24 protein-coding genes are annotated in these 24,984 nt (G+C 73.0%); 13 read left to right on the top strand and 11 right to left on the bottom strand.

Going from position 1 to position 24,984, the window contains the following annotated elements; translation table 11 throughout:
- Position 1: 1 nt before the first annotated feature.
- Complete coding sequence (locus QSK45_RS06780; protein ID WP_285554232.1) at positions 2 to 733, top strand: bifunctional DNA primase/polymerase; 732 nt, start codon at positions 2 to 4, stop codon at positions 731 to 733.
- A gap of 51 nt (positions 734 to 784) precedes the next feature.
- On the opposite strand, the gene QSK45_RS06775 is transcribed toward QSK45_RS06780, so the two are convergent.
- Genes QSK45_RS06775 through efeO form a run of 4 tightly spaced genes read right to left on the bottom strand, consistent with a single transcriptional unit; the run spans position 785 to position 5,011 of the window.
- On the bottom strand, positions 785 to 1,777 hold the full coding sequence (locus QSK45_RS06775; RefSeq protein ID WP_285554230.1) for an SCO2278 family lipoprotein: 993 nt from the start codon (positions 1,775 to 1,777) through the stop codon (positions 785 to 787).
- Positions 1,737 to 2,609: an iron uptake transporter permease EfeU gene (gene efeU / locus QSK45_RS06770; RefSeq protein WP_285554228.1), complete on the bottom strand. Its 873-nt coding sequence runs from the start codon at positions 2,607 to 2,609 to the stop codon at positions 1,737 to 1,739. The genes QSK45_RS06775 and efeU overlap by 41 nt, the downstream gene beginning before the upstream one ends.
- Positions 2,610 to 2,612: 3 nt before the next feature.
- A complete protein-coding gene (gene efeB, locus QSK45_RS06765; protein ID WP_285554226.1) occupies positions 2,613 to 3,860 on the bottom strand; it encodes an iron uptake transporter deferrochelatase/peroxidase subunit in 1,248 nt (415 codons plus the stop codon).
- On the bottom strand, positions 3,857 to 5,011 hold the full coding sequence (gene efeO / locus QSK45_RS06760) for an iron uptake system protein EfeO (RefSeq protein WP_285554225.1): 1,155 nt from the start codon (positions 5,009 to 5,011) through the stop codon (positions 3,857 to 3,859). Before efeO ends, efeB begins: the two co-directional genes overlap by 4 nt.
- A 114-nt stretch (positions 5,012 to 5,125) precedes the next feature.
- Here efeO and QSK45_RS06755 point away from each other — a divergent pair, with 114 nt between their 5' ends.
- Positions 5,126 to 5,986: a hypothetical protein gene (locus QSK45_RS06755; protein WP_285554223.1), complete on the top strand. Its 861-nt coding sequence runs from the start codon at positions 5,126 to 5,128 to the stop codon at positions 5,984 to 5,986.
- Positions 5,979 to 6,623: a PhzF family phenazine biosynthesis protein gene (locus QSK45_RS06750; RefSeq protein ID WP_285554221.1), complete on the top strand. Its 645-nt coding sequence runs from the start codon at positions 5,979 to 5,981 to the stop codon at positions 6,621 to 6,623. The genes QSK45_RS06755 and QSK45_RS06750 overlap by 8 nt, the downstream gene beginning before the upstream one ends.
- A 7-nt stretch (positions 6,624 to 6,630) precedes the next feature.
- On the opposite strand, the gene QSK45_RS06745 is transcribed toward QSK45_RS06750, so the two are convergent.
- Both QSK45_RS06745 and map read right to left on the bottom strand, forming a co-directional pair.
- The gene (locus QSK45_RS06745) at positions 6,631 to 7,287 is read right to left on the bottom strand and encodes a biliverdin-producing heme oxygenase (RefSeq protein WP_285554219.1); all 657 of its coding nucleotides are present in this window, start codon (positions 7,285 to 7,287) and stop codon (positions 6,631 to 6,633) included.
- Positions 7,288 to 7,425: 138 nt separating this feature from the next.
- Complete coding sequence (gene map / locus QSK45_RS06740) at positions 7,426 to 8,283, bottom strand: type I methionyl aminopeptidase (RefSeq protein WP_285554217.1); 858 nt, start codon at positions 8,281 to 8,283, stop codon at positions 7,426 to 7,428.
- Positions 8,284 to 8,346: 63 nt separating this feature from the next.
- Between map and QSK45_RS06735 the strand changes: the two genes are divergently transcribed.
- Positions 8,347 to 8,577: a hypothetical protein gene (locus tag QSK45_RS06735; protein ID WP_285554216.1), complete on the top strand. Its 231-nt coding sequence runs from the start codon at positions 8,347 to 8,349 to the stop codon at positions 8,575 to 8,577.
- Here QSK45_RS06735 and QSK45_RS06730 read toward each other — a convergent pair whose 3' ends face one another.
- Complete coding sequence (locus QSK45_RS06730; RefSeq protein ID WP_285554215.1) at positions 8,578 to 9,849, bottom strand: MFS transporter; 1,272 nt, start codon at positions 9,847 to 9,849, stop codon at positions 8,578 to 8,580.
- Positions 9,850 to 9,928: 79 nt separating this feature from the next.
- Between QSK45_RS06730 and npdG the strand changes: the two genes are divergently transcribed.
- Positions 9,929 to 10,633: an NADPH-dependent F420 reductase gene (npdG, locus tag QSK45_RS06725; RefSeq protein WP_285554214.1), complete on the top strand. Its 705-nt coding sequence runs from the start codon at positions 9,929 to 9,931 to the stop codon at positions 10,631 to 10,633.
- 102 nt (positions 10,634 to 10,735) lie between these two features.
- Entirely contained in the window at positions 10,736 to 10,924 is a 189-nt protein-coding gene (locus QSK45_RS06720) for a hypothetical protein (protein WP_395482775.1), read from the top strand.
- Here the strand turns inward: QSK45_RS06720 and QSK45_RS06715 are convergent.
- A complete protein-coding gene (locus QSK45_RS06715; RefSeq protein WP_285554212.1) occupies positions 10,914 to 11,717 on the bottom strand; it encodes a site-2 protease family protein in 804 nt (267 codons plus the stop codon). The genes QSK45_RS06720 and QSK45_RS06715 overlap by 11 nt on opposite strands.
- Before the next feature lie 128 nt (positions 11,718 to 11,845).
- On the opposite strand from QSK45_RS06715, the gene QSK45_RS06710 reads away from it, so the two are divergent.
- Both QSK45_RS06710 and QSK45_RS06705 read left to right on the top strand, forming a co-directional pair.
- On the top strand, positions 11,846 to 12,304 hold the full coding sequence (locus QSK45_RS06710) for a DUF6578 domain-containing protein (protein ID WP_285554209.1): 459 nt from the start codon (positions 11,846 to 11,848) through the stop codon (positions 12,302 to 12,304).
- A 35-nt stretch (positions 12,305 to 12,339) separates the two neighbouring features.
- The gene (locus QSK45_RS06705) at positions 12,340 to 15,984 is read left to right on the top strand and encodes an AfsR/SARP family transcriptional regulator (RefSeq protein ID WP_285554208.1); all 3,645 of its coding nucleotides are present in this window, start codon (positions 12,340 to 12,342) and stop codon (positions 15,982 to 15,984) included.
- 15 nt (positions 15,985 to 15,999) lie between these two features.
- Here QSK45_RS06705 and QSK45_RS06700 read toward each other — a convergent pair whose 3' ends face one another.
- Both QSK45_RS06700 and QSK45_RS06695 read right to left on the bottom strand, forming a co-directional pair.
- Positions 16,000 to 16,863: an ABC transporter permease gene (locus QSK45_RS06700; RefSeq protein WP_285554206.1), complete on the bottom strand. Its 864-nt coding sequence runs from the start codon at positions 16,861 to 16,863 to the stop codon at positions 16,000 to 16,002.
- Complete coding sequence (locus tag QSK45_RS06695; RefSeq protein WP_285554204.1) at positions 16,860 to 17,885, bottom strand: ATP-binding cassette domain-containing protein; 1,026 nt, start codon at positions 17,883 to 17,885, stop codon at positions 16,860 to 16,862. Before QSK45_RS06695 ends, QSK45_RS06700 begins: the two co-directional genes overlap by 4 nt.
- Before the next feature lie 104 nt (positions 17,886 to 17,989).
- Here QSK45_RS06695 and QSK45_RS06690 point away from each other — a divergent pair, with 104 nt between their 5' ends.
- The gene (locus QSK45_RS06690) at positions 17,990 to 18,886 is read left to right on the top strand and encodes a class I SAM-dependent methyltransferase (protein WP_285554202.1); all 897 of its coding nucleotides are present in this window, start codon (positions 17,990 to 17,992) and stop codon (positions 18,884 to 18,886) included.
- A 91-nt stretch (positions 18,887 to 18,977) separates the two neighbouring features.
- On the opposite strand, the gene panB is transcribed toward QSK45_RS06690, so the two are convergent.
- Positions 18,978 to 19,844, bottom strand: coding sequence for a 3-methyl-2-oxobutanoate hydroxymethyltransferase (panB, locus tag QSK45_RS06685; RefSeq protein ID WP_285554200.1), 867 nt, complete (start codon positions 19,842 to 19,844; stop codon positions 18,978 to 18,980).
- A 239-nt stretch (positions 19,845 to 20,083) separates the two neighbouring features.
- Here panB and QSK45_RS06680 point away from each other — a divergent pair, with 239 nt between their 5' ends.
- The 4 genes from QSK45_RS06680 to QSK45_RS06665 all read left to right on the top strand — a co-directional run bounded on the left by QSK45_RS06680 (position 20,084) and on the right by QSK45_RS06665 (position 24,970).
- Positions 20,084 to 21,670: an MFS transporter gene (locus tag QSK45_RS06680; protein WP_285554199.1), complete on the top strand. Its 1,587-nt coding sequence runs from the start codon at positions 20,084 to 20,086 to the stop codon at positions 21,668 to 21,670.
- Between the two features lie 127 nt (positions 21,671 to 21,797).
- Positions 21,798 to 22,433, top strand: a complete 636-nt coding sequence (locus QSK45_RS06675; protein ID WP_285554198.1) for a TetR/AcrR family transcriptional regulator — start codon at positions 21,798 to 21,800, stop codon at positions 22,431 to 22,433.
- A 179-nt stretch (positions 22,434 to 22,612) separates the two neighbouring features.
- The gene (locus tag QSK45_RS06670) at positions 22,613 to 23,662 is read left to right on the top strand and encodes an endonuclease/exonuclease/phosphatase family protein (RefSeq protein ID WP_285554196.1); all 1,050 of its coding nucleotides are present in this window, start codon (positions 22,613 to 22,615) and stop codon (positions 23,660 to 23,662) included.
- Positions 23,663 to 23,755: 93 nt separating this feature from the next.
- Complete coding sequence (locus QSK45_RS06665; protein WP_285554195.1) at positions 23,756 to 24,970, top strand: MFS transporter; 1,215 nt, start codon at positions 23,756 to 23,758, stop codon at positions 24,968 to 24,970.
- Positions 24,971 to 24,984: the final 14 nt, after the last annotated feature.

Below are 24,984 nucleotides of genomic sequence, written 5' to 3'. Positions count from 1 at the left end.
GATGAGCGGGACGTTCGGCGGCCGGGTCGGCCGGCAGGGCAAGCTCTCCCAGTGGCTGCGTGGACGCCGCCCGAAGGAAGCCGCCGGCGACGGCGGTCGGGAGGCTCTGCTGCTCGCCGCCGCCGGCGCGGGGCTGCCGCTCGCGCCCGCCGCGTACCCCGCGCCCGGTTACCGGTGTTCCTGCGACCGCGTGGGCTGTCCCACCCCGGCCCGGCACCCCGTGTCGTTCGCCTGGCAGACCCAGTCCACGACCGACCGCGCCCAGATCGAGCGGTGGGCCCGGCACCAGCCGCAGGCCAACTTCATCACCGCGACCGGCATGGTCCACGACGTCCTGGACGTGCCCGTGCGGGCAGGCCGGGAGGCGCTGGAGCGGCTGCTCGCGGAGGGCGTCGAGGTGGGGCCGGTCGCCGAGAGCGACGACGGCCGGATGCTGTTCTTCACCCTCACCCGCGGCACCCCCGAGGACGAGGACGAGTGGTGGCCCTGCGAGCTGGACTGCCACCCCGAGACGATGGCCGAGCACCCGGGCCTGCGCTGGCACTGCCGGGGCTCCTACGTCCTCGTCCCCCCGGCCCGCCTCCCCGGCGACGACGACCAGCGGGTCCGCTGGCTGCGCGGCCCGGAGCACCCGCTACCGGAACCGCTGACCCTGCTGGAAGCGCTCACCGACGCCTGCGCCCGCCACGCCTCCGAGGCTCCGCCCCAGCAGCCGTGGCCCCTGCGCCACTGACGGCCGCCGGCCGCCACCGGCCCGGCCCGGGGGACGGCGAGCCCCGGCGGCCTACTCGCCCTTCGCCCCCGTGACGCCCTGCACCCGCCCCACCATCGACACCGTCCCCTTCCCCGCCGGGTCCAGCGCCGCCTGGTCGGCTATGGACTCCAGGGTCAGCGACTGGTGGATCTCGCCCGTCGTGAGGGCCTGGACGGCCTTGCTGGGGGTCGGTACCGACGTGTTCGCGGCGGCGGTCTGCTTCTCGTAGTGGTGGGTGGTGAAGAAGACCAGCGCGCCGCCGTCCGCCGTGCGCAGGGCGAGCGGGGCGTAGTCGCCCCGGGTCAGGGGCTGGTCGATGTACTGGCGCACGAGGCCCGGCTTGCGGGCCTGGCCCTGGCGGTAGGTGCGCAACTGGCTCGTGTTCGGCCCGTCGGCGAACGACGTGCCGCCGTTCTTCAGGTAGTCGGTGTAGGAGCGGCTCAGGTCGCCGGGCGTGACCGCCAGCCGCGACGAGGAGGCGGGCACCGCCTCGCCCCACCCGTCCTTGTCCGTCCTGAACCGCGGCACCGTGCCCGGCGCCGCCAGCGTCAGGTACGCCGCCCGCCACCGCTCACCCAGATCCGCCCGCGTGAACACCAGCAGCCAGCGGTAGTCACCGGCCTTGTTGCCCCGCGCGTCCGCGAGGAACCAGCGGGGCCAGCCCGCCTTCTTCGGAATCGTGATCCTGACGTCCGACAGCTTCAGCGGGACGTGACTCGCGTTGCCGGAGGGGCTGTTGACGTGCCCCGCCTTCAGCCGGGCGGCGTCGATGTCGGCGAGCGGCCCGGTGACGTAGGGCGCGTCGAGCGAACTGTCGTACGCCTTGTCGGCCTTGTTGTACGCGTCGGTGAACGCGGCCAGCGCCTTGGCGGCCTCCGCCCGGGTGGCGCCGGGCAGTACCTCGCGCTCCCCGTGCACCACCACACACCCGCTCGCCGTGAGTGACAAGGCGGTCAGCGCCGCCGCCGCCAGTGCGTTCCGGTCACGCCGGCGAAGCCGTCGAGGACTGCGTTCCCTGGTCATCGGGCTCCTTCACCTTCCCCTTCCCGGAGGCGAACCCTACCGGGGCGAGGAACACCGTGAGCACCGGGAGCAGGTACAGCGCCCACACCGTGATCTGGACGACCGTCGGGTCCGGCTGGAAGTTGAGGACGCCCTTGAGGAGGGTGCCGTACCAGCTGTCCGGCGCGATGGTGCCGCTGATGTCGAAGGCCAGGTGGTTGATGCCGGGGATCCAGCCCGCCTCCTGGAGGTCGTGGAAGCCGTACGCCAGCACGCCCGCCGCGACCACCACCAGCATGCCGCCGGTCCAGGTGAAGAACTTCGCCAGGTTGATGCGCACCGCGCCCCGGTAGAACAGCCAGCCGAGCAGCACCGCCGTGGCGATGCCGAGGGCCACGCCGATCAGCGGACGCGGGGTGCCGTCGCTGGCCGCGTGCACCGACGCCCACACGAACAGCGCCGTCTCCAGGCCCTCCCGGCCGACCGCGAGGAACGCCGTGGCGACCAGCGCGCCGGTGCCCATCGCGAGCGCCGCGTCCAGCTTGGCGCCCAGCTCCGACTTCAGGTACCGGGCGGTGCGCCGCATCCAGAACACCATCCAGGTCACCAGGGCCACGGCGAGGATCGACAGCGAGCCGCCGAGCGCCTCCTGTGCCTGGAACGTCATTTCCTGGGAGCCGAACTCGAGCGCGCAGCCGAAGCCCAGCGCCAGCGCGATCGCGATGCCGATGCCGGTCCAGATGGGCCGAAGGGCGTCCCGGCGGCCGGTCTTGACCAGGTACGCGATCAGGATGCAGACGACGAGCGACGCCTCCAGCCCCTCCCGCAGGCCGATCAGGTAGTTGGAGAACACGGGCTACGCCTCCTTCGAGAACAGTGAACGGCCCCACCAGTCATCGGCGTCCCGGACGCCCGGCGGGACCGCGAAGACCGCCGAACCCACGTGCTGGACGTACTCGTTGAGCGCGTCGTGCGCGGCCAGCCTGCGCTGGAGCGGGATGAAGCCGTGGCGCACGTCGCGCTGGTAGGCCAGGAAGAACAGGCCCGCGTCGAGGCGGCCGAGGCCGTCGGTGCCGTCGGTGAAGGAGTAGCCGCGGCGCAGGATGGTGATGCCGCCGTTGGCGTCCGGGTGCGCGAGCCGCACGTGCGCGGTGGGCTTCATCGCCTTCAGGAACGGCTCGTCGTGCTCGCCCGCCTTCCCGACCGGCGCGCCCTCGCGCTTGTCCCGCCCGAACACGTCCTCCTGCTCCTGGAGCGACGTACGGTCCCAGGTCTCGATGTTCATGCGGATGCGCCGGGCGACGAGGTACGACCCGCCGGTCATCCAGTCCGGTCCGTCCCCGTCGCCGACCCACACGTGCTTCTCCAGCCGGTCGGTCTCGGTGCCCGCGATGTTGCGGGTGCCGTCCTTGAAGCCGAAGAGGTTGCGCGGGGTCTGCGCGTCCGGGGTGGTCGAGGAGGTCTTGCCGAAGCCGAGCTGGGACCAGCGCACGGCGACCTTGCCGAAGCCGATGCGGGCGAGGTTGCGGATGGCGTGCACGGCGACCTGCGGGTCGTCCGCGCAGGCCTGGACGCACAGGTCCCCGCCGGTGCGGGCCTTCTCCAGGTTGTCCCCGGGGAACTCGGGCAGGTCGACGAGGGCCGCGGGCCGTTTGCCGCGCAGGCCGAACCTGTCGAACAGCGACGGTCCGAAGCCGATGGTCAGGGTCAGCCGGCAGGGCGTGAGGCCCAGCGCCTCGCCGGTGTCGTCCGGCGGGGCCTCGGCGAGCCCGCCGTAGGCGCCCTCGCCGACCGTCCTGCCCGCGGTCATCCGGCGGGCCGCCGCCGTCCAGTCCTTCAGGAGCTGGACGAACGCCTCGCGGTCGTCGGTCTTCACGTCGAACGCGGCGAAGTGCAGCCGGTCCTGCACGGGGGTGGCGATGCCCGCCTGGTGGGCGCCGTGGAACTCCACCGCGCCCCCGGCCCCGGCCGCGTCCGGCGCCCCGGACCCCGTGTTCGTCAGCGCCACCGCGCCCCCGGCCGCCACGGCCCCGAGCGCGATCCCGGCCCCGCCCCAGCCGATCAGCGCCCGGCGCGAGGGGCGGGTCTCCTGAATCTCGGTCATCGTTCCGTCCCCGCCTGCTTCACGACCGCGGCGGCGAGCTTCGACAGCGGCTCGGCGAGCGCGTTCACCGCGTCCGACAGCTCCTTGCGCTGCTCCTCGGTGACCTTGTCGTAGGAGACGAAGCCGTACGACGTCTTGTCCGAGCGGTAGCCGTCCAGCACGCCGTCGAGCGCGGCGAACTGCTTGTCCAGCTCCTTGGCGAGCGCCGGGTCGTTCTTCACGGCGACCGGCTTGAGCAGCTCGTACGACTTCCGCGCGCCCTCGACGTTGCCCTGGAAGTCGGCCAGGTCGGTGTGCGCGTAGCGGTCCTCCTCGCCGGTGACCTTGCCGGTGGCGACCTCGTCCAGCAGCTCCTTGGCGCCGTTGGCCATGGACGTCGGGGTGATCTCGGCCTCGCCGACCCGCTCCTGCCAGTCCTTCAGATCGCTCACCAGCCGGTCGGCGAGGGTCTTCTCCTCGGCGCCGATCTTCCTGTCGGCCCACAGGGCCTTTTCGAGCCGGTGCCAGCCGGTCCACTCCTGGCCCTTCTCCAGGCCGTCCTCGCGGGTGTCGGTCTTCGGGTCGATGTCACCGAAGGACTCGGCGACCGGCTCGGTGCGCTCCCAGCCGAGCCGCGAGGGGGCGTACGCCTTCTTCGCGGCGTCGAGGTCGCCCGCCTTGACGGCGTCGGCGAACTTCCGCGCGAGCGGCACGGTGGCGTCGGCCTGGGCCTGCACGTACTGCCGGTACTCGGCGACCGCCTTGTCGAGCCTCGGGTCCCGCGCGGCCGTCGTGGAGCCACCGGTGACGGTGAGCCGCTGCCGGACGCCGTGGCCCTTCATGCCGGGGCGGCAGGCTATCTCGTACGACCCCGCCTTCACCTCGGCGGTCAGCGTGTACGTGGTGCCGGGGCCGATGTTCTCCTTCTCGGAGACGATCCGGTCGTCCGGGAACAGGATCTCCACCTCGGTGGCCTTCGATCCCTTGTTCTCGATCTTCAGCGTGACCTGGCCGGCCGGGACCGACGTGGCGGAGGTGTCGCACGTCGAGTCGGCCGCGGTGACCTGGATGGCGTCGCCGCCCTTGGCCTCGCTCTTGGCGGTGCAGGCCGAGAGAACGGTCAGTGCGGCCGCGGTGACGGCGGCGATGGCGGTCGGACGGACGGCACGCATGCGGACTCCCTGGAGATCCAGTTTGGTGAGGCTTCCCTAAGTTACCTGAGGCTTACCTTCCCCATACCCTTGGGGGGTCGTGATCCGGATCTCACGAGGGGGAGGGTCGCGGGCGTGGAAAGGGCGTACAGGGAACGGACGGGGGCCGAGGCGGTCGTACTGCGGGTGCGGGGCCGCCCGGGGCCGCCGCCCCTGCGGTTCGAAGTGGCCGACGGCGGCCGCGTGCTGCTGCGCCAGGGCCGGCGGATCCTGCTGCTCGGCCGGGTGGAGGAGTGGAACCAGGGGGTGCGCCTGTGCCGGTACGACGGGTACCGCTCGCCGCTGCCGCCGGTCCGCTCGGCGCTGACGCGGGACCCGGGCGCCTGGGTGCACGCCTACGCGCGCCGGCTGGAGGAGGCGCCGGACGGCCCCCTGCACGACGCTCGCTGGGGCCTCCGCGTCCGCCACGTGTTCCCGCCCTACGTCTGGCACGGGCGGGACTTCGTCCGGGACTGGCCCGCCTGCCACCTCGACTGGTCGGCCGAGGGCTGGCACGGCGTCGTACCCCTGCGACCGCTGTCCCCGCCGGACGCCGGGCGGGTGAAGGCCTACCGCAAGCACGCCCGCGCGGGGACGCTGGCGCCCGTGCTGCTGTGGTGGGTCACCGCCCTGGACGGCTGGCTGCTGCTCGACGGCCACGACCGGGCGGTCGCCGCGCTCGAAGAGGGGCTGACCCCGCCCTGCGTGGTGCTCACGCGGCTGCTGGACGAGGAGGACTGGCGCCGGCAGGCCGACGAGGTGGCCGAGGCGCGCCGGCGGGTGTGGACCGAGCCCGGCGACGAACGGCGCCGGGCGGAACGGCTGCGGGCGTACGACGACGTCCTGCGCGCCCTGCCCTGGTCCGAAGGGCGGACGCGTTCCTGGCCGCTGGCGGGCGGCGCCCCCGCCTTCGACGCGCTCGCCGCGCGGGCGGTGTTTCAATTCCCCGGTGACTGACTACGACGTACTGCGCGTCTTCTGCGCACCGCATGGCGGCTACGGCAACGAACTCGGCGTCGTCCGCGACGGCTCCACGCTGCCCGAGCGCGCCGACCGGCAGGCTTTCGCCGCCAAACTCGGCTTCAGCGAGACCGTGTTCGTGGACGACCCCGAGCGCGGCGTGATCGACATCTACACGCCCTCCGTACGGCTGCCGTTCGCCGGGCACCCCTGCGTCGGCACCGCCTGGCTGCTGGACGTCCCCGAACTCGTCGTCCCCGCGGGGGTGGTGGGCGCCCGGCAGGACGGCGAGTTCTGCTGGGTGGAGGCCCGCCCGGAGTGGCCCGAGCCGCGCACCCTGCGCCAGTACGCCACCCCCGCCGAGGTCGACGCGCTCGACGTGCCGCCGCCCGGTGAGTGGGTGTACGCCTGGGCCTGGGAGGACGAGGCCGCCGGCCGGGTGCGCGCCCGTGCCTTCCCCGGCCGGGGCGACGGCATCGAGGAGGACGAGGCGACGGGCGCGGCCGCGCTCCAGCTCACGGCCCGGCTGGACCGCGCCCTCAACATCACCCAGGGCAAGGGCTCCCAACTCCTCACCGCCCCGCAGCCGGAGGGCTGGGTGGAGCTGGGCGGGCGGGTGTTCCTGGAGCGCTGACCCGGCGTCAGGCGGCGCTGGGTTCGAGCGGGAACTCCTCGCCCAGCGCCCGGAAGACGGCCGTGTTCAGCGCGAAGGCCCGCCCGCACTCGACCGCTATCCGCTGCCGCTCCAGCGCGTCCGCCGGTATCCGGTCCAGCAGCTCGCGGTAACCGCGCTTGAACGCGGCCGGGTTGGCGATCTCGTCGAAGACGTAGAACCGCACCCCGTCGCCCTTCTTCCCGAAGCCCCACGTGCGCTCCGCGCGGTCGCGGATGACCTGGCCGCCGGAGAGGTCGCCGAGATACCGGGTGTAGTGGTGCGCGACATACCCGCCCGGCCACTCCTCGGCGCACGCGCGCACCCGGTCGGCGTACGCCCGCGTCTCGGGCAGGGCGCCGAGTCCTTCCCGCCATCCGGGCCCGCGCAGATGCGCCAGGTCCCGCTCCAGCGCGGGCAGCCTGCGCAGCTCCGGCCGCAGGAACGGCCCCGCCACCGGGTCCGCGGCCAGCGCCCCGGCGGTGTTCTCCAGCGCCTCGTAGACGAACCACAGCTGCTCGGTGTAGCGCGCGTACGCCGCCACGCCCAGCCGGCCGCCGAGCAGGTCGCTCATGAAGGTCGAGGTCTCCGCCGCCGTGTGCTGTGCGCGGGTGGCGGTGCGGATCAGCGTCGAGAACGGCTCCATGGAACACTCCCGGGTTTGCCGACGTGGTGTCGGTAAGTTTACCGACAACCTGTCGGAAACACATCAGGAGGGGGTCCGGGCACGCGAAAAGGGCCCACCCCGGGGTCGGAGGTGGGCCCTCATGGGCTGGTACGGCGCTTACGGGAGGGTCAGGATGTCCGCGCCGTCGTCCGTGACCACGAGCGTGTGCTCGAACTGCGCGGTGCGCTTGCGGTCCTTCGTCACGACCGTCCAGCCGTCGTCCCACATGTCGTACTCGTGCGTGCCCAGCGTCAGCATCGGCTCGATGGTGAAGGTCATGCCCGGCCGCATCACCGTGGTGGCGTGCGGGCTGTCGTAGTGCGGGATGATCAGCCCGGAGTGGAACGACGTGTTGATGCCGTGCCCGGTGAAGTCCCGCACCACGCCGTAGCCGAAGCGCTTGGCGTACGACTCGATGACCCGGCCGATGATGTTGATCTGCCGGCCGGGCCTGACCGCCTTGATCGCCCGGTTCAGCGCCTCCCGGGTGCGCTCCACGAGCAGCCGCGACTCCTCGTCCACGTCCCCGACCAGGTAGGTGGCGTTGTTGTCGCCGTGCACCCCGCCGATGTACGCGGTCACGTCCAGGTTGACGATGTCGCCGTCCCTGAGGACCGTCGAGTCCGGGATGCCGTGGCAGATGACCTCGTTGACGGAGGTGCACAGGGACTTGGGGAAGCCGCGGTAGCCGAGCGTGGAGGGGTAGGCGCCGTGGTCGCACATGTACTCGTGCGCCACCTTGTCCAGCTGGTCCGTGGTGACCCCGGGCGCGATGACCTTCGCGGCCTCCTCCATCGCCCGCGCGGCGATACGGCCGGCGATCCGCATCGCCTCGACGGTCTCCGGGGTCTGCACCTCGGGCCCGGTGTACGGCGTCGGCGCGGGCTTGCCGACGTACTCGGGGCGACGGATGTTCCCCGGGACGGAACGGGTGGGGGACTGTTCCCCCGGTACGAGCAGCGACTGGCCAGACATGCCGGCGAGTCTATTCCAGCGGGCATGGGGGAACATGTCGTTGGTCGGCGAGAGGAGCGGTCCATGGCCCTGTTCAAGAAGCGCACCGCGGGCAAGCCGGGTGAGTGGTACTACTGCCTGGAGCACAAGAAGGTCGAGGAGGGCCCGGACTGTCCGGGCAAGGACCGCTTCGGTCCGTACGCCTCGCGCCAGGAGGCGCAGCGGGCGATGGAGCTGGCGGCCGAGCGGAACCTGGAGTGGGAGAACGATCCGCGGTGGCACGACGCCCCGAAGGCGGACTCCGGGGAGGAGTGATCACGCCCTCGCGGTCGCGGCGCGGCGCTCCCGCACGCGCACCGCGTGCTCGTTCGTCCGCGCGTCGTACGTCATGAGGCCCGGCAGGCACAGCGCGAGCAGGCCCACCGCGCCCGCGCACGCCAGGCCGCCGTACGCGATCGACGGGCGCAGGCCCGTCCACGCGGCGAGGCCGCCCGCGCGGACCTGGCCCAGCTGGGGGCCCACCGAGTAGGACAGCAGCTCGATCCCGGCGAGCCGGCCGCGCAGCTCGTCGGGGATCGTCTGGTTCCACATGGCGGACCGGAAGATCCCGCTGACCATGTCGAACCCGCCGCCGACGACGAGCAGGAGCAGCACCAGCCAGACGTGGCGCGTCAGCCCCACCGCGGCGATCGACAGGCCCCAGCCGGCCGCCGCCAGCGCCACCATCAGGCCGTGCCGGTGCACCCGCGAGGCCCAGCCGCTGGTCAGGCTCACCAGCAGGGACCCCGCCGGGATGCTCGCGTACATCAGCCCGAGCGCCCAGTCGGCGCCCAGTTCGTCGGCGAGGAACGGCAGCACCGCGAGCGGCATGGCCAGGGACATCGCGGCGAGGTCCACGACGTAGGTGCCGAGGAGTTCCTTGCGGCTCCACGCGTACCGGGCGCCCTCCGCGATCGCCCGCAGCGAGGGCTTCGCGGCCTCGTGGGCGGCGGGGGAGGCGGCGATCCGCACGATGTACGCCAGCGAGACGGCGAAGGTCAGCAGGTCGGCGGCGTACGCCCAGCCGAGGCCCGCGTAGGCGACCACCACACCCGCGAGCGCCGGGCCCGCGACGCCGCCCACCGTCCAGCGCAGCGAGTTCAGCGAGGCCGCGGCGGGCATGTCGTCGTGCGCGACGATCCGCGGCCACAGCGAGTCCAGGGCGGGGCGCTGGACCGCGCCGAGGGCGGAGGAGAGGGCGGCGACGGCGTACAGCGGCCAGATCGCGGGGCGCGGAAGCAGCGCGTTGAGCAGCAGCGCCGCGCTGAGCAGGCCCTGGCCGGCCTCGGTCCACACGATCAGGCTCCGCTTGTCCAGCGCGTCGGCGAGCGCGCCGCCGTACAGACCGCACACGATCAGCGGCAGCAGTGCCACGGCACCGATCGCGCCGACGGCCGCCGTGGACTCCGTGAGGTCCTTCAGCTGGACGGGCAGCGCGACCAGGGTGAGGAAGCTGCCGAAGTTGCTGACGAGGCCGGACTTCCACAGCCGCCGGAAATCCGCGGAGGCCTTCCAGGGGGCGAGGTCGGGCAGGAGGGCGGAGGTCACCCGGGCATGCTCGGCCGAGGGGGAGGAGGGGGCAACTCCTTTTCTCCGCCCGCCCCTACCGGCGACGTAGAGTCACCCCATGACCTCTACCGACAGCGCACAGAAGGCCCCCGCCAAGGACCCCTGGGACCTGCCCGACGTCTCCGGGCACGTCGTCGGCGTGCTCGGCGGCACCGGCCCGCAGGGCAAGGGCCTCGCCTACCGGCTCGCCAGGGCCGGCCAGAAGGTGATCATCGGCTCCCGGTCCGCCGACCGCGCCCAGGCCGCCGCGGCGGAACTCGGCCACGGTGTCGAGGGCGCCGACAACGCCGAGGCCGCGCGCCGCAGCGACATCGTGATCGTGGCCGTCCCGTGGGACGGGCACGGCGACACGCTGAAGTCGCTCGGCGCCGAGCTGGCGGGCAAGCTCGTCGTGGACTGCGTCAACCCGCTCGGCTTCGACAAGAAGGGCGCCTACGCGCTGAGGCCCGAGGAGGGCAGCGCCGCCGAGCAGGCGGCCGCGCTGCTCCCGGACTCCCGGGTCACCGCCGCCTTCCACCACCTGTCGGCCGTCCTGCTCCAGGACCCCGGGATCGAGCGGATCGACACCGATGTGATGGTGCTCGGCGAGGAGCGCGCCGACGTGGAGATCGTGCAGGCGCTCGCCGGGCGCATCCCCGGCATGCGCGGCATCTTCGCGGGCCGGCTCCGCAACGCCCACCAGGTCGAGTCCCTGGTGGCCAACCTGATCTCGGTCAACCGCCGCTACAAGGCGCACGCGGGACTCCGGCTCACCGACGTGTGAGCCGTTCGGCCCGCGAGTCCGGGCCGACCTTCCTATGTGCCGGCCATGGCCATGGGGGACACTGTTCGCCGTAGCAGTGTCCCCCGACAGGAGCCACCCGTCATGCCCCGCATCGCCCTCTACACCCTCGTCGTCTGCGTCCTCTCGCTGGCGGCGGCCGTGGTCTCCTTCGTGCAGGGCAGCTGGCTGGGCGTCGTCTGGGTGCTGCTGGCGGGCCTGTCGTCCAACATGACGTGGTACTACGTCAAGCGCGCCCGCGCCGCGGGGCAGGACGGGCCGGTCACGAGCTGACCACGCAGGCTTCGGGGGTGCCGCTCCAGAAGCGGTAGAGCCAGTACCCGCAGTCCGAGTACGCCGTGTCCACCCCGAGTCCCCGCAGGACGGCGTGGATCAGGTCGAAGAACGCGATGTTCAGCGACGGGATCCACAGCAGCGCGAACACGACGAGCAGCCCGAACATCGGGAACGCCTCCACCTGCCGCTTCACCCCGGACGGCAGCCACGGCTCCAGCACGCCGTACCCGTCGAGGCCCGGCACCGGCAGCAGGTTCAGCAGCGCGGCCGTCACCTGGAGCAGCGCGAGGAACGCCAGCGCGGAGCGGAAGACCGTCGGCACGCCGTCCAGCGCGTGCAGCCAGAACGGGGCGGTGCACACCGCCGCGAACAGCGCGTTCGTCAAGGGGCCCGCCGCCGAGATCAGGCTCAGCCGCCGGCGGCCCCGGATTAGGCCGCGCTCGATGAACACCGCGCCGCCCGGCAGCCCGATCCCGCCCATGATCACGAACAGCACCGGGAGCACGATGCTCAGCAGCGCGTGCGTGTACTTCAGCGGGTTCAGCGTGAGGTAGCCCTTCGCGCCGATCGTGATGTCGCCGCTGTGCAGGGCGGTGCGCGCGTGCGCGTACTCGTGCAGGCACAGGGAGACGATCCAGGCCGCCGTCACGAACAGGAAGACCGCGACGCCCGGCCGCGCCGCGAACCCGGTCCAGGCGGCCCAGCCGGCCACGGCCGCGACGGCGAGGATCCCGAGGAACACGGGGCTGATCCTGCGGTCGCCGGGACGGCGGGTGGTGGCGGTGGTCATGGGCGGCTCCTGTGACGGGCGGGGTGGACCGGTGGACGTACGGACGGCTGGGCGGGCGGGTCCGGAAGTACCCGGCGACACGCGGAAAACGTCTCGCACACGCCTTCGGGTTCCTGGAGAGTGGGGGAATGCCACAGAAGAGTGTCTTCTATGCGGACTGGCAGCTGGCCTGCTGCGGCACACCGTTCGCGGTGGACGACGAGGTGACCTGGACGCTGGTCGCCTACGACGCGAAGGACCGGCGCGACGGCGTGGGCCACGGCGCCGAGGCGTGGGTGGAGCATCACGGCGGACCCGCCGAGCAGGCCGTGGGCCGGGTCCGGGCCATCGAACTGGTGCACCAGGAGTACACCTACCGCCCGGCCGCCCCCGAGCCGGCCCCGCGGGGGCGGGGCCTGGTGCTGCGGGCCGCGGGGCGCGGCCTGGAACCGGTGCCGGGGTCCGTGACGAGGGAGTCCGTCGACGGGTGCCCGAGGTGGTTCGAGGAGACCGACCTCGGCACGGTGGAAGGGCTCGTCCGGATCCGTCGTACCGTGGGCGTCCTCGTCACCCTGGACATCACCGGAAGCGCCCGCCGCGGCCGGTGACCACCCTCTGACCGTCACCTGATCCTCCGGAGACAATGGACCCCGTGCGCTACCGCCTTCTCGGTCCCACCCAGGCGCTCCGCCCCGACGGCACGGCCGTCCCGATCGGCGGAGCGCGGCTGCGTGCGCTGCTCAGCGTGCTGGCGCTGCGGGTCGGGCGGACCGTGCCGGTGGGGGTGCTGGTGGACGAGGTGTGGGGCGCGCGCCCACCCGCCGACGCCGCCGGTGCGCTCCAGGCGCTCGTGGGCCGACTGCGGCGTGCGCTCGGCGCGGACGCGGTGGTCTCCGTGGACGGCGGGTACCGGCTCGCCGCCGGAGCCGACGACATCGACCTCACCCGCTTCGACCGGCTGACCGGCGACGGCCTCGCCGCCCTCGCCGAGGGCGACCCCGCCAAGGCCGCCGGCCTCCTGGACGACGCCCTCGCCCTGTGGCAGGGCGAGGCCCTCGCCGACCTGCCCGACCGTACCGCCGAGGCCGCCCGCTGGGAGACCCGCCGACTGGACGCCCGGCGCGCCCGGCACACCGCGGCTCTCGCCCTCGGTCACGCGGAGGGCGCCCTCCCCGACCTGACCGCCCTGTGCGACGCCCACCCCCTGGACGAGCCCCTCCAGGCACTGCGGCTGCGCGCCCTGCGCGACCTCGGCCGCCCGGCGCAGGCGCTCGCCGCGTACGAGGACGTACGACGACTGCTGGCCGACCGCCTGGGCTCCGACCCTGGCGCCGAACTGCGGTCGCTGCACGCGGAGTTGCTGCTGGGCCCGGACGGCGGCCCCGGACGGCCCCCGGGACCGCCGCGGAGCGTCCGCGACACCCACGCCGACCGGGGTCGCGTGGGCGGCGGGGACGGCCTGGCGGACCGGGGCGACACGGGCGGCCGGGGCGGCTACGGCGACAGGGACGGTCTTGCCGGGTGGGACAGCCGTGCCGGCCGGGGCGGCCACGGGGACGGTGACGATGGTTGGGGCAGCCGCAACGGCGTGGGCGGCCGGGACGGTCTTGCCGACCGCGGCGGCCACCCCGACTGGGGCAGCAGTGCCGATCGCGCCGGCCGCCCCGAACCGGACAGCCGTGCCGATCGGGGCGACCACGCCTTCCCGGACCGGGGCGGCCACGGCGTCGACCGACCCGGCCGGGGCGGCCGCGGTGGTGACCGGGCCGGTGTGCCCCCATGGGGCGGGCAGGGAAACCTGCCCGCCCGTCTCACCTCCTTCGTCGGCCGGGAAGCCGATCTCGCCGCGCTGGGCACCGACCTCGAAACCGCCCGGCTGGTCACCCTGCTGGGGCCCGGCGGCGCCGGGAAGACCCGGTTGTCGCAGGAGGCCGCCGAGGCGGTACGGCATACCGTGCGCGACGGCGTATGGCTGGCCGAACTCGCCCCGGTGGACGACCCGGACGCCGTGCCCCAGGCCGTGCTCACCGCGATCGGCGCCCGGGAGACCGTGCTGCACGGCGCCGGCGCGGAGGGCATGCGCGCGGTGGTCGACGGGCACGACCCGGTGGACCGGCTGGTGGAGCACTGCGCCCGGCGCCGGATGCTGATCGTGCTCGACAACTGCGAGCACGTCATCGAGGCCGCCGCCCGCCTGGCCGAGCGCCTGCTGGCCCGCTGCCCCGAGCTGACCGTGCTCGCCACCAGCCGCGAACCCCTCGGCGTACCGGGGGAGTTGGTGCGCCCGGTGGAGCCGCTGCCGGAACCCGTCGCGCTGCGGCTGTTCGCCGAGCGCGGCGCGGCGGCCCGGCCCGGGTTCCGCGTCGAGGACGACCGGGAGGCGTGCGCGGAGATCTGCCGCCGCCTCGACGGACTGCCCCTCGCCATCGAACTGGCGGCCGCCCGGCTGCGGATGCTGACGCCGCGCCAGATCGCGGACCGGCTCGACGACCGGTTCCGGCTGCTCACCTCCGGCAGCCGTACCGTCCTGCCCCGCCAGCAGACCTTGCGCGCCGTCGTGGACTGGTCCTGGGACCTGCTGGACGCCGACGAACGCGACGTGCTCGCCCGGCTCTCCGTCTTCGCCGGCGGCTGCGACCTGGCCGCCGCCGAGGCCGTGTGCGGGCCCGTCGCCCTGGACGCGCTGGGCTCCCTGGTCGACAAGTCCCTCGTGGTGGCGGCTCCCTCGGCCGACGGCACCATGCGCTACCGGCTCCTGGAGACCGTCGCCGAGTACGCGACCGAACGGCTCGCGCAGACCGGCCGCCGCGGCGAGGCCGAGCGCGCGCATCTGACGTACTACCGCGAACTCGCCCGCACCACCGACCCGTTGCTGCGCGGTCCCGGACAGCGCGCCGCCATCGACCGCTTCCAGCTGGAGTACGAGAACCTGCGCGTCGCCCTCAGGCACGCCGTCGCCGCGCGCGACGAGCAGGAGGGGCTGGGCCTGGTGCTGTCCCTGGTGTGGTTCTGGCAGATGCGCGACCAGCGTCTGGAGGCCCGCACCTGGTGCCGGGAGGTCATGGCGCTCGGCCCCGACCCGTTCGCCGAGCCGGTGCGCCGCGCGGAACCGGTGTGGCAGCGCTGCACCGACGCCCCGCCTCCCTACGCCGGCGAGGTGCTCGAAGAGGCCCGGCGCGGCCTCCATCTCGCCCATCTCGCCTGCATGGACACCGAGTTGGACGCCTGGCAGACCCCCGCGGCCCAGGCCAAACTGCGCGCGGTCGCCCGTGCCTACGAGCCGGGGATGCCGCAGACCTGCCGGTCGCCCGGCATGGTGTGGTTCTTCGCCGTGATGCTCACCGGCGGGGCGGAGCGGATACTGACGATCGCCGACGCCAACGTGGAGACCTGCCGCGCCACCCCCGGCTACGAGTGGGAGCTGGCCGGCGCCCTCCAGATGCGCGCGAACTTCCTCGCGAACCGCACCGCCTGGGCGGGCGACGCCACGCGCGACGCGGACGAGGCGCTGGAGATATACCGCCGCCTCGGCGACGACTGGGGCACCGCCGAGGCGTTGTCCGCGCGCGGCGAGTCCCATGAGCGCAAGGGCGTCTACGACGCGGCCGCCGCCGACTACCGCGCGGCCATCGAGCACGCCGAACGCCTCGGTGCCCGCGCCCAGACCGCCGTCCTCGGCGCCCGTCTCGGCAACGTGCTCATGGAGTCGGGCGAGCCGGCGGAGGGCGAACGGCTGCTGCGGGAGGTCGTCGAGAGCCAGGACGCCCTGCACAGCGAGGCGATGCCCGCCGCCCGGCTCTTCCTGGCCTGCTGGCTGGGACTTACCGGCCGCACCACCGAGGCCCGGGAGCAACTCCAGTTGCTGCGCGAGGAGTTCAGGATCGCGAACTTCGTCGTCTTCGACGCGCTGCTGCTCTGCCAGGAGGCCTGGGTGGACGCCATGGACGACCACAACGAGGCGTCGCTCGAAAAGATCCGCACCGCACTCGGGCACGCCACCGACCCGCTCGCCGAGGCCGTCATCCCCCAACTGCCGTCCACCGCCCTCACGGTGGGCGCCATGGCGCTCGCCCGCGTCGACTCCGGCGCCCGCGCCGCCGACGCCGCCCGCGCGCTGGCCGCCGCCGACCGGCTGCTGCCCGCCGGCCATGTCTCCTCCGGCATGGAGCGCCGGGCCCGTGGCATCACCGAGGCCCGGGTCCGCGAGGCGCTGGACGAGGAGTCGTACGAGGCGGCGTACGCCGAAGGCGGCGGCCTCTCCCTCGCGGAGGCCACCGCCCTGGTGTGACGTACGGCGTGGACGTCAGCTCTTCGTACGGAACTTGTGGATCGCGACCGGCGCCATCACCGCGGTGATCGCCACCGCCCAGCCCACGGTCACCCACAGGTCGTGGGCCACCGGGCCGCCGACCATCAGGCCCCGGGCCGCGTCGGCGAGCGTGGACAGCGGGTTGTAGTCGGTGAAGGCCTGGAGCCAGCCCGGCATCGACGCGGTCGGCGCGAAGATCGAGGAGCCGAACTGGAGCGGGAACAGCACCAGGAAGCCCACGCCCTGCACCGACTGCGCGCTCTTCAGCATCACGCCGAGGGTGAGGAACACCCACATGATCGAGGAGGCGAACAGCGCCGACAGACCGATGGTCGCGAACAGCCCCGGCCAGTTGGCGATGTGGAAGCCGACCAGCACGGCGACGACCATCAGCACCGCGGTCGCGAACAGCATCCGGCCCAGCTCGACGGCGATCTTCGCGAACAGCACCGAGCCGCGCCCGATCGGCAGCGACCTGAACCGGTCCATCACACCGCTGTTGAAGTCCTGGCTGAAGCCGGTGCCGACGCCCTGGGACAGGGTCATGCTCATCATCGCCAGCATGCCGGGGATGACGTACTGGACGTATCTCTCCTGGCCGCCGCCGAGCGCCTGTCCGATCGAGCCGCCGAAGACGTACACGAACAGCAGCGTGAAGACGACCGGCATCAGCAGCGCGTCGAACATCGACTCCGGGTCCTGCCGGATCCACAGCAGGTTGCGGCGGATGAGCGCGCCGGTGTGCCGCAGATGCCCGCGCAGTGTGATCCGGACGTCGGCCGGGGAAGCGGTGGTGCTCACGGGTGCGGTGCGGGGCGCCTCGTCCAGAGTGGTGGCGGGCGACGGCTGGGCGCTCATACGGCGACCTCCTGGCGGGCGTCGGCGGGCGTGGCGTCCTGCGGGTCGCCGGCACGGTGGCCGGTGAGGGAGAGGAACACCTCGTCCAGGCTGGGCAGTTCGGTGGCGATGGAGGAGATGGTGATGCCGCGCGCGGTGACCGCGCCGACCACGGCGGTCAGCTGCTCGTCGCTGAGGATCGGCACGAGCAGGGTGCCGGTCTCGCCGTCCACGGTGGTGGACGCGAGGCCGGTGATGCCCAGCTCGTCCAGCATCGCGGCGAGCGGGCGCAGCTCCAGCGGGTCCACCGGGCGCACGCGCAGGGTGCGGCCGCCGACCCTGGCCTTCAGCTCCTCGATGCCGCCGGTCGCGATCACCTTGCCGCGGTCCACCACGGTCAGCTCCGAGGCCAGCTGCTCGGCCTCCTCCATGTACTGGGTGGTGAGCAGCACGGTCACGCCGTCGCCGACCATCGCCTGGACCTCGTCCCACACCTCGTTGCGGGTGCGGGGGTCGAGTCCGGTCGTCGGCTCGTCCAGGTACAGCACGGCCGGGCGCCCGATCATGGAGGCCGCGAGGTCGAGGCGGCGGCGCATACCGCCGGAGTACGTGCTCGCCGGGCGCTTGGCGGCCTCCGTCAGGGAGAACCGCTCCAGCAGCTCGTCGGCGCGGGCGCGGGCGTCCTTCCTGGACAGGTCCAGGAGCCGGCCGATCATGTACAGGTTCTCCCAGCCGGGGAGCTTCTCGTCCACGGAGGCGTACTGGCCGGTGAGGCCTATCACCCTGCGCAGCTGCCGGGGCTGCCGCACGACGTCGTACCCGGCCACGGTGGCCTCGCCCGCGTCCGGGGTGATCAGGGTCGACAGGATGCGTACGAGGGTCGTCTTGCCCGCGCCGTTCGGGCCGAGCACACCCATCACGGTGCCCTCGCGCACGTCCAGGTCGACGCCGTCCAGCGCCTTGGTCTCGCCGTAGTGCTTGACCAGACCCCGCACCGTCACGGCGTTGCGTCCGCCGACGGGGTTCTCATCGATTCGCGTCATGCCCTTGACAGTGCCAGGCCCCACCGACAAACCACCGACAGGACGCCGACAGCGCGCCGACAGCGCCTCACCCGGCGGCGGGCGGTCGTGTTGAATACGGCCGCATGGACGACGACGAGCGTGCGGCGAGCCGGACGGCGGTGCTGGTGTGCCAGGGGCGGGCGGCCGCCGACGGCAGGGTCGCGGTGGGCCGGTTCGCCGACCCGGTGGCGGTGCGGCTCCTGCGCGCCGCGGAGCGCACGCCCGTGGACGAGGTGCGCGCGGGCACCCCGCCGCGGGGCTGGCAGGCGCGCACGGTGTACGAGAGCGTGCGGGCGTGCGCCGAGATCACGGCGGCGCGTACGGTCGCGATCGACGAGGCCCTGCGCGCCCGCGCGAGCGGCCAGCTCGTGATCCTCGGCGCCGGGCTCGACACCCGCGCGTGGCGGCTGCCCGGACTGGCCCGGACGGATGTGTGGGAGGTCGACCACCCGGCCTCCCAGCGGGACAAGCGCGCCCGCCTCGACGAGGCCGCGGGAGGGGACCGCGCGCTGCCGGCCCTCGCCCGCTCCGTACGGTTCACACCGGTCGACCTCGCCGTCGACGACCTCGGCGCGGCACTGGGCGCCGCCGGCCACGACCCGTCGGTGCCGACGACCTGGCTGTGGGAGGGCGTCGTGCCGTACCTGACCCGCGACCAGGTGCGCGCCACCCTGGCCGCGCTCGCCGCCCGGACGGCCCCGGGCAGCACCCTCGTGGTCAACTACCAGGCACCGTCGGCGAAGGTGTCCGCGGGCCGACTGCTGACACGGGTGCTCGGCAGCTCCGTCACCGCGGGCGAACCCTGGCGCTCGCTGTGGAAGCCGCACCGCATGGCCGCACTGCTCGCCGCGCACGGCCTGCGCGTGACGTCGGACGACGACCTCCTCACCCTCGCGCGCTCGTACGGCGGCCCGGCCGGGGCGCGGACCTCCCTGGCGTCGGGACGCGTGGCCGTCGCGGAACGGGCGCCCCTGACCTGAGGCGCGGGAGCGAAGGGGGCAGCCCCGCCGACGGGGGAAGATCAGCGGGGCTGCCGGTGGTGCCGTAGTGGCTGCGGGGGTGCCGTGGGCGTCAGTGGACGGAGTGCTCCTCCGCCGGGAAGGACCCGCCGACCACGTCCTCCGCGAAGGACTTCGCCGCGGACCCCATCACGTCACGCAGATCGGCGTACTTCTTGACGAACTTGGGGACGCGCCCCGACGTCAGGCCCATCATGTCCGTCCACACCAGCACCTGCGCGTCGGTCTCGGGACCGGCGCCGATACCGACCGTGGGGATCTGCAGCGACCGCGTCACCTCGGCCGCCAGCTCCGCCGGGACCAGTTCGAGCACGACCGCGAACGCGCCCGCGTCCTGGACGGCCTTGGCGTCCTGGAGCATCCGCGCCGCCGCCTCCTCGCCGCGCCCCTGCACGCGGTAGCCCATCGCGTTGACGGACTGCGGGGTCAGCCCGATGTGGGCCATGACCGGGATGCCGGCCTCGACCAGCAGCCGGATCTGCTCGTGCGAGCGCTGGCCGCCCTCCAGCTTGACCGCGCCGACCCCGGCCTCCTTCACCAGCCGGGTGGCGGAGCGCAGCGCCTGCGTCGCGCCCTCCTGGTACGTGCCGAACGGCAGGTCGGCGACGATCAAGGAGCGGCTGGTGCCGCGGACGACCGCCGACGAGAGCATCGTCATCTCGTCGAGGGTGACGGGCACCGTCGTGTCGTAACCGAGGTGACAGTTGCCCGCCGAGTCGCCGACCAGCAGGACCGGGATGCCGGCCTCGTCGAAGACGGACGCGGTCATCGCGTCGTAGGCGGTGAGCATGGGCCACTTCTCGCCGCGCTCCTTGGCGAGGGCGATGTCGCGGACCGTGATGCGGCGGGTGCCCTTCCCCCCGTACAGCGCCTTGCTGCCGTCGGAAGGCTTGTTCTGGGCAGCCGAAAGCTGCGTCATGGCAACGGCTCCTTCAGTTCATCTCGAGGCGCCCTGACGGCGTCCCCGGATCCCCTCCATGGTGGCACCTCGTGCCATCCAGGGCCATAGGGCCCCCCGTGATCCTCACCGACGTCCTCGCCGGGGTCGAACCACCCCCTCCGCTTCGGGCAGCGTCAACCCCCTGGGCGGGTAAGTTCTCGGTAAAAGAATTAAGATACGAGACGGTTCCGTATCGGAATACCTCTACGCTCGAACACATGACAACTTCCGTCCCTGCCTCCCGCATACCGGAGGCGGTGCACCGCCGCCGGTGGGCGATCCTCGGCGTGTTGATGTTGAGCCTGCTCATCGTGGTGCTCGACAACTCGATCCTGAACGTCGCCATCAAGACCATCTCCACCCCGGCCCCGACCGGCCTGGGCGCCACTCAGAGCCAGATCGAGTGGGCGATCAACGCGTACACCCTCGTCTTCGCGGGTCTGCTGTTCACCGCGGGCCTGATCGGCGACCGTCTCGGCCGCAAGAAGGTGCTGCTGGGCGGCATCGCCGTCTTCGGCATCGGCTCGGCCCTCGCCGCCGAGTCCGGCTCCCCGGGCCAGCTGATCGCCTACCGGGCGGTGATGGCCCTCGGTGCCGCGTTCGTCATGCCGGCCACGCTGGCCGTCCTGATGAACGTCTTCGAGCGCGAGGAGCAGCCGAAGGCCATCGGCATCTGGGCGGGCGGCGTCGGCCTCGCCATCGCCATCGGCCCGATCACCGGCGGCGCCCTCCTGGACCACTTCTGGTGGGGCTCGGTCTTCTTCATCAACGTGCCGATCGTGGTCGTCGCCCTCGCGCTGATGGTCTGGCTCGTCCCCGACTCCCGCGACCCGAGTCCGGGCCGCCTGGACCCGATCGGCGTCGTGCTGTCCGTCGTCGGCCTGGTCCTGCTGGTCTACGGCATCATCAAGGGCGGCCAGCTGGCCGACTTCACCGACCCGACCGTGCTCGCCACGATCGGCGCGGGCATCGTCGTGCTCGCCGCCTTCGTGGTGTTCGAGAAGCGCAGCGACCACCCGTCGCTGGACGTGAGCTACTTCAGGAACAAGGTGTTCTCGGCCGCCATGGCCGCCATCGCGCTGGTCTTCTTCGCGCTGATGGGCGTCACCTTCTTCTCGGTCTTCTACACCCAGAGCGTGCGGGGCTACTCGCCGCTCAAGTCCGGCCTGCTGATGCTGCCGCTGGCCGCCGCGCAGATGATCTTCGCGCCGCGCGCCCGCCTGGTGGTCGAGCGGTTCGGCAACAAGCTCACGACGACCGTCGGCCTGGTGGTGATCGCCGGCACGCTGGCGACCTTCGCCACCTTCGACGCCGACACGCCGATCTGGCTGCTGGAGGTCGTCTTCTTCCTGATGGGCGCCGGCATGGCGCACATCATGACGCCGACCTCCGTCGTCATCATGCAGGCCCTGCCGCGCGAGAAGGCCGGTTCCGCCTCCGCGCTGAGCAACACCTTCCGCCAGGTCGGCGGCGCCCTCGGCATCGCCGTCCTCGGTTCGGTGCTCGCCACCGCCTACCGGGGCGGCATCGAGGACAAGCTCGCCGTGCTGCCCGCCGGCCTGCGCGACAAGGCCGGCGACTCCATCGAGGCCACCCTCGGCATCGCCCAGAAGCTCGGCCCGCAGGGCAAGCTCCTGGTCGGCCCGGCCGACGACGCCTTCCTGCACGCCATGCACGTCACCGCGTGGTGGGGCGCGGGCGTGGCGCTGATCGGCGCCCTGGTCACGGCCCTGTACCTGCCGGGCAAGCCGCGGGCGGACGAGCAGGAGAACGAGGAACAGGAGCTGGTCGCCGCCATGGACTGAGGGCGTGGACCCGGGGGCGTCGGCCGAACGGCCGGCCCCGTGTCCGCGAACGGCTCCATGACGACTCCACGGGGGAAGGAGGCGGCTGCGGGAGAATTCCCGCAGCACAGTGAGAGGACGGAATGACGTGAGCCTTGCCGACAACCGGTCGTGCCCGGCCGGTCCCGCCCGGGGCCGGCCCCGCAGCGAGGCCGTGGAACAGGCCATTCTGGAAGGCGTCATGCAGCTCCTGGAGGACGGCGTACCGCTCGCCGAACTCTCCATCGAGCGCATCGCCCGCACCGCCGGGGTCGGCAAGGCCACCATCTACCGCCGATGGAGCGGCAAGGAGGAGCTGTTCGTCGACGTCCTGCGCGCCGCCGAACCCCCCGACCCCGAACTCCCCGGCACCTCCATGCGCGACGACCTGATCGTCCTGCTGGAGACCCTGCGCCAACGCGGCCTGGTCAGCCGCTCGTCGGCGATCCTGCACAACGTGTACGTGCAGATGAAGTCCAGCCCCCGCATCTGGGCGGCGTACCACGCGGGCGTCGTCGCACCCCGCCGCGTCCTCATGCTCGACGTGCTGCGGCGCGGTCAGCGCGACGGCGAACTGCGCACCGACGTCGACCTCGAACTGGCCAACGACATGTTCGTCGGCGCCATGCTGGTGCGCACCATCATGCGCCCCGACGGCGACCTCCCCGAGGACCTGGCGGAACGCATCGTGGACACCGTCCTGGAGGGCCTACGCCCCGTCAGCTCCACAGTCTCGTCGCACTGATGTGCATGTTCTGCAACAGACCACGCCAACCGGACCACTGACCGGAACTCCCCGCACCACCCGTTCGTCCTCGTCTTCCGTACGGCCGTCATGGGACGGCGAGAACGGAGCCGATCATCCCCTAGGGTCGGAACCACGGGGGGCGAACGGTGTGCACGGCAGGCAGTGAGGCAGACGGCATGGCGCAGCAGGCATACGTGACGGAGACGGCGGACGGCGGCTCGGGACCCGAGCGACCCGGATCCCGGCTCCGGCGCCTGCTGCACCGCCTGCTCGCCCCCTGGCGGGACGACCCGGGCATCTGGCGCCGGGGCGCCGTCCTCGCCGCGGTCGCGCTGCTGCTCGCGCTCGTGATGCTGCTCCACGCGCACGTGCCCAACACCGTGGGCAACCTCGGCAGCCTCACCGAGACCTTCCTGCCCTGGCTGGGCGTGGCCGTGCCCGTCCTGCTGCTGCTCGGCCTGTTCCGCAGGTCGGCGATCGCGCTGATCGCCGTACTGCTGCCGGCGATCGTGTGGCTGAACCTCTTCGGCGGACTGCTCACCGACAAGTCGACCGGCGGCGGCGACCTGATGGTGGCCACGCACAACGTCAACGCCGAGAACCCCGACCCGGTCGGCACCGCCCGCGACGTGGCCGCCTCCGGCGCCGGCATCCTGGCCCTGGAGGAGGTCCCCGCCTCCGAGGTGTCCGTCTACGAGAAGGCGCTCGCGCCGACGTACAAGTACCACGCGGTCGAGGGCACGGTCGGGCTGTGGAGCAAGTACCCGATGAGCGGGGTGCGGGCCGTGGACATCAAGCTCGGCTGGAAGCGGGCGATGCGGGCGACCGTGGCCACGCCCGAGGGGCCGGTCGCGGTGTACGTCGCCCACATGCCCTCCGTGCGGGTGAAGCTGAGGGCCGGCTTCACCGCGCGGCAGCGCGACACCAGCGCCGACGCGCTCGGCGAGGCCGTCGCCGACGAGACGCTGAGCCGGGTCATCCTCCTCGGCGACCTCAACGGCACGATGAACGACCGCTCGCTCAACGCCGTCACCTCCCAGCTGCGCTCCACCCAGGGCGCGGCGGGCAGCGGCTTCGGGTTCAGCTGGCCGGCGGCGTTCCCGATGGCGCGGATCGACCAGATCATGGTCAAGGGCGTGGAGCCGGAGAGCAGCTGGACCTTGCCGCGCACAGGCAGCGACCACCTCCCGGTGGCGGCCCGTGTGAACCTGGACACACCCTCGTAACCTGCTGGAACAGCGGGCCTGAGAGACTTTGTTCCGTACTTGAACTTTTCGGTACGACGCTCTCTCCACGCTTTCGAAAGGCACAGGCCCTCCATGCCCCTGGCCCTGCTCGCCCTGGCCGTCGGCGCCTTCGGCATCGGTACGACCGAGTTCGTGATGATGGGACTGCTCCCCGACGTCGCGTCCGACCTGCACATCTCCATACCCTCCGCCGGGCACCTGGTCTCGGCGTACGCGCTGGGCGTCGTCATCGGCGCCCCGCTGCTGGCGGCCGTCACGGCCCGCACGTCCCGTCGTACGGTCCTGATCGGCCTGATGGCCCTGTTCGTCGCGGGCAACGCGCTGTCCGCCCTCGCCCCCGGCAACGGCTCCCTGCTCGCCGCGCGCTTCCTCAGCGGGCTGCCGCACGGGGCGTTCTTCGGCGTGGGCGCGGTGGTGGCGACGAACATGGTCCCGCCGGAGCGCAAGGCCCGCTCGGTCTCCCTGATGTTCCTCGGGCTGACGGTCGCCAACGTCGCGGGCGTGCCCGCCGCGACCCTGATGGGCCAGCACCTGGGCTGGCGGGCCACCTTCCTCGCCGTGAGCGCGATCGGCCTCGCCGCGATCGCCTCCCTGGCCCTCCTGATCCCGCACGACCACACCCACGCCTCGCCCGCGGGCCTGCGCGGCGAACTGGCCGCGCTGCGGTCCCTGCCGGTGTGGCTGGCGCTCGCCACGACGGTGGCGGGCTTCGGCGCGCTGTTCGCGGCGTACAGCTACGTGACGCCGATGCTGACGGGCGCGGCGGGCTACGCCGAGGGCAGCGTGACCCTCCTGTTGGCCCTGTTCGGCGTGGGCGCGACGGCGGGCAACCTCCTGGGCGGCCGCCTGGCCGACCACTCCCTGCGGGGCACCCTGTTCGGCGGTCTCACCTCCCTGGCCGTGGTCCTGGCGCTCTTCCCGCCGCTGATGCGGGCGCAGTGGAGCGCGGCGCTGGCGGTGACCCTGCTGGGCGTGGCCGCCTTCGTCACCGGCTCCCCCCTCCAGCTGATGGTCATGGAGAAGGCCGCCGCGGGACCCTCCCTCGCCTCCTCAGCCAACCAGGCCGCCTTCAACCTGGCCAACGCGGGCGGCGCGTGGGTGGGCGGCGTCGCCCTGGCCGCGGGCTTCGGCGCGACGTCCCCGGCGCTCGCGGGCGCGGCGCTGGCGGTCCTGGGGCTGGGCGTGGCAGGGGTGGCGTACGCGGTGGACCGGAGCCGGCGGACCCCGTCGGCCGGACGGGTGGTCACGTCCCATGTGCCCGAGGAATCCGGGGCGTTGCGCCCCTGAGCCGCCGCCCCGGC

This window comes from Streptomyces hygroscopicus subsp. hygroscopicus, assembly GCF_030269125.1.
GTDB classification, from domain to species: domain Bacteria; phylum Actinomycetota; class Actinomycetes; order Streptomycetales; family Streptomycetaceae; genus Streptomyces; species Streptomyces hygroscopicus_C.
Note: the sequence above shows the minus strand (reverse complement) of the source record. Positions and strands in the feature narration are given on the sequence as shown.

Excerpts from the sequence above, each read along its gene's own strand:
- QSK45_RS06780 (WP_285554232.1), top strand. The coding sequence starts at position 2 with ATGAGCGGGACGTTCGGCGGCCGGGTCGGCCGGCAGGGCAAGCTCTCC.
- QSK45_RS06775 (WP_285554230.1), bottom strand. The coding sequence starts at position 1,777 with ATGACCAGGGAACGCAGTCCTCGACGGCTTCGCCGGCGTGACCGGAAC.
- efeB (WP_285554226.1), bottom strand. The coding sequence starts at position 3,860 with ATGACCGAGATTCAGGAGACCCGCCCCTCGCGCCGGGCGCTGATCGGC.
- efeO (WP_285554225.1), bottom strand. The coding sequence starts at position 5,011 with ATGCGTGCCGTCCGTCCGACCGCCATCGCCGCCGTCACCGCGGCCGCA.
- QSK45_RS06745 (WP_285554219.1), bottom strand. The coding sequence starts at position 7,287 with ATGGAGCCGTTCTCGACGCTGATCCGCACCGCCACCCGCGCACAGCAC.
- map (WP_285554217.1), bottom strand. The coding sequence starts at position 8,283 with ATGTCTGGCCAGTCGCTGCTCGTACCGGGGGAACAGTCCCCCACCCGT.
- QSK45_RS06735 (WP_285554216.1), top strand. The coding sequence starts at position 8,347 with ATGGCCCTGTTCAAGAAGCGCACCGCGGGCAAGCCGGGTGAGTGGTAC.
- npdG (WP_285554214.1), top strand. The coding sequence starts at position 9,929 with ATGACCTCTACCGACAGCGCACAGAAGGCCCCCGCCAAGGACCCCTGG.
- QSK45_RS06720 (WP_395482775.1), top strand. The coding sequence starts at position 10,736 with ATGCCCCGCATCGCCCTCTACACCCTCGTCGTCTGCGTCCTCTCGCTG.
- QSK45_RS06715 (WP_285554212.1), bottom strand. The coding sequence starts at position 11,717 with ATGACCACCGCCACCACCCGCCGTCCCGGCGACCGCAGGATCAGCCCC.
- QSK45_RS06710 (WP_285554209.1), top strand. The coding sequence starts at position 11,846 with ATGCCACAGAAGAGTGTCTTCTATGCGGACTGGCAGCTGGCCTGCTGC.
- QSK45_RS06705 (WP_285554208.1), top strand. The coding sequence starts at position 12,340 with ATGGACCCCGTGCGCTACCGCCTTCTCGGTCCCACCCAGGCGCTCCGC.
- QSK45_RS06700 (WP_285554206.1), bottom strand. The coding sequence starts at position 16,863 with ATGAGCGCCCAGCCGTCGCCCGCCACCACTCTGGACGAGGCGCCCCGC.
- QSK45_RS06695 (WP_285554204.1), bottom strand. The coding sequence starts at position 17,885 with ATGACGCGAATCGATGAGAACCCCGTCGGCGGACGCAACGCCGTGACG.
- QSK45_RS06690 (WP_285554202.1), top strand. The coding sequence starts at position 17,990 with ATGGACGACGACGAGCGTGCGGCGAGCCGGACGGCGGTGCTGGTGTGC.
- panB (WP_285554200.1), bottom strand. The coding sequence starts at position 19,844 with ATGACGCAGCTTTCGGCTGCCCAGAACAAGCCTTCCGACGGCAGCAAG.
- QSK45_RS06680 (WP_285554199.1), top strand. The coding sequence starts at position 20,084 with ATGACAACTTCCGTCCCTGCCTCCCGCATACCGGAGGCGGTGCACCGC.
- QSK45_RS06670 (WP_285554196.1), top strand. The coding sequence starts at position 22,613 with ATGGCGCAGCAGGCATACGTGACGGAGACGGCGGACGGCGGCTCGGGA.
- QSK45_RS06665 (WP_285554195.1), top strand. The coding sequence starts at position 23,756 with ATGCCCCTGGCCCTGCTCGCCCTGGCCGTCGGCGCCTTCGGCATCGGT.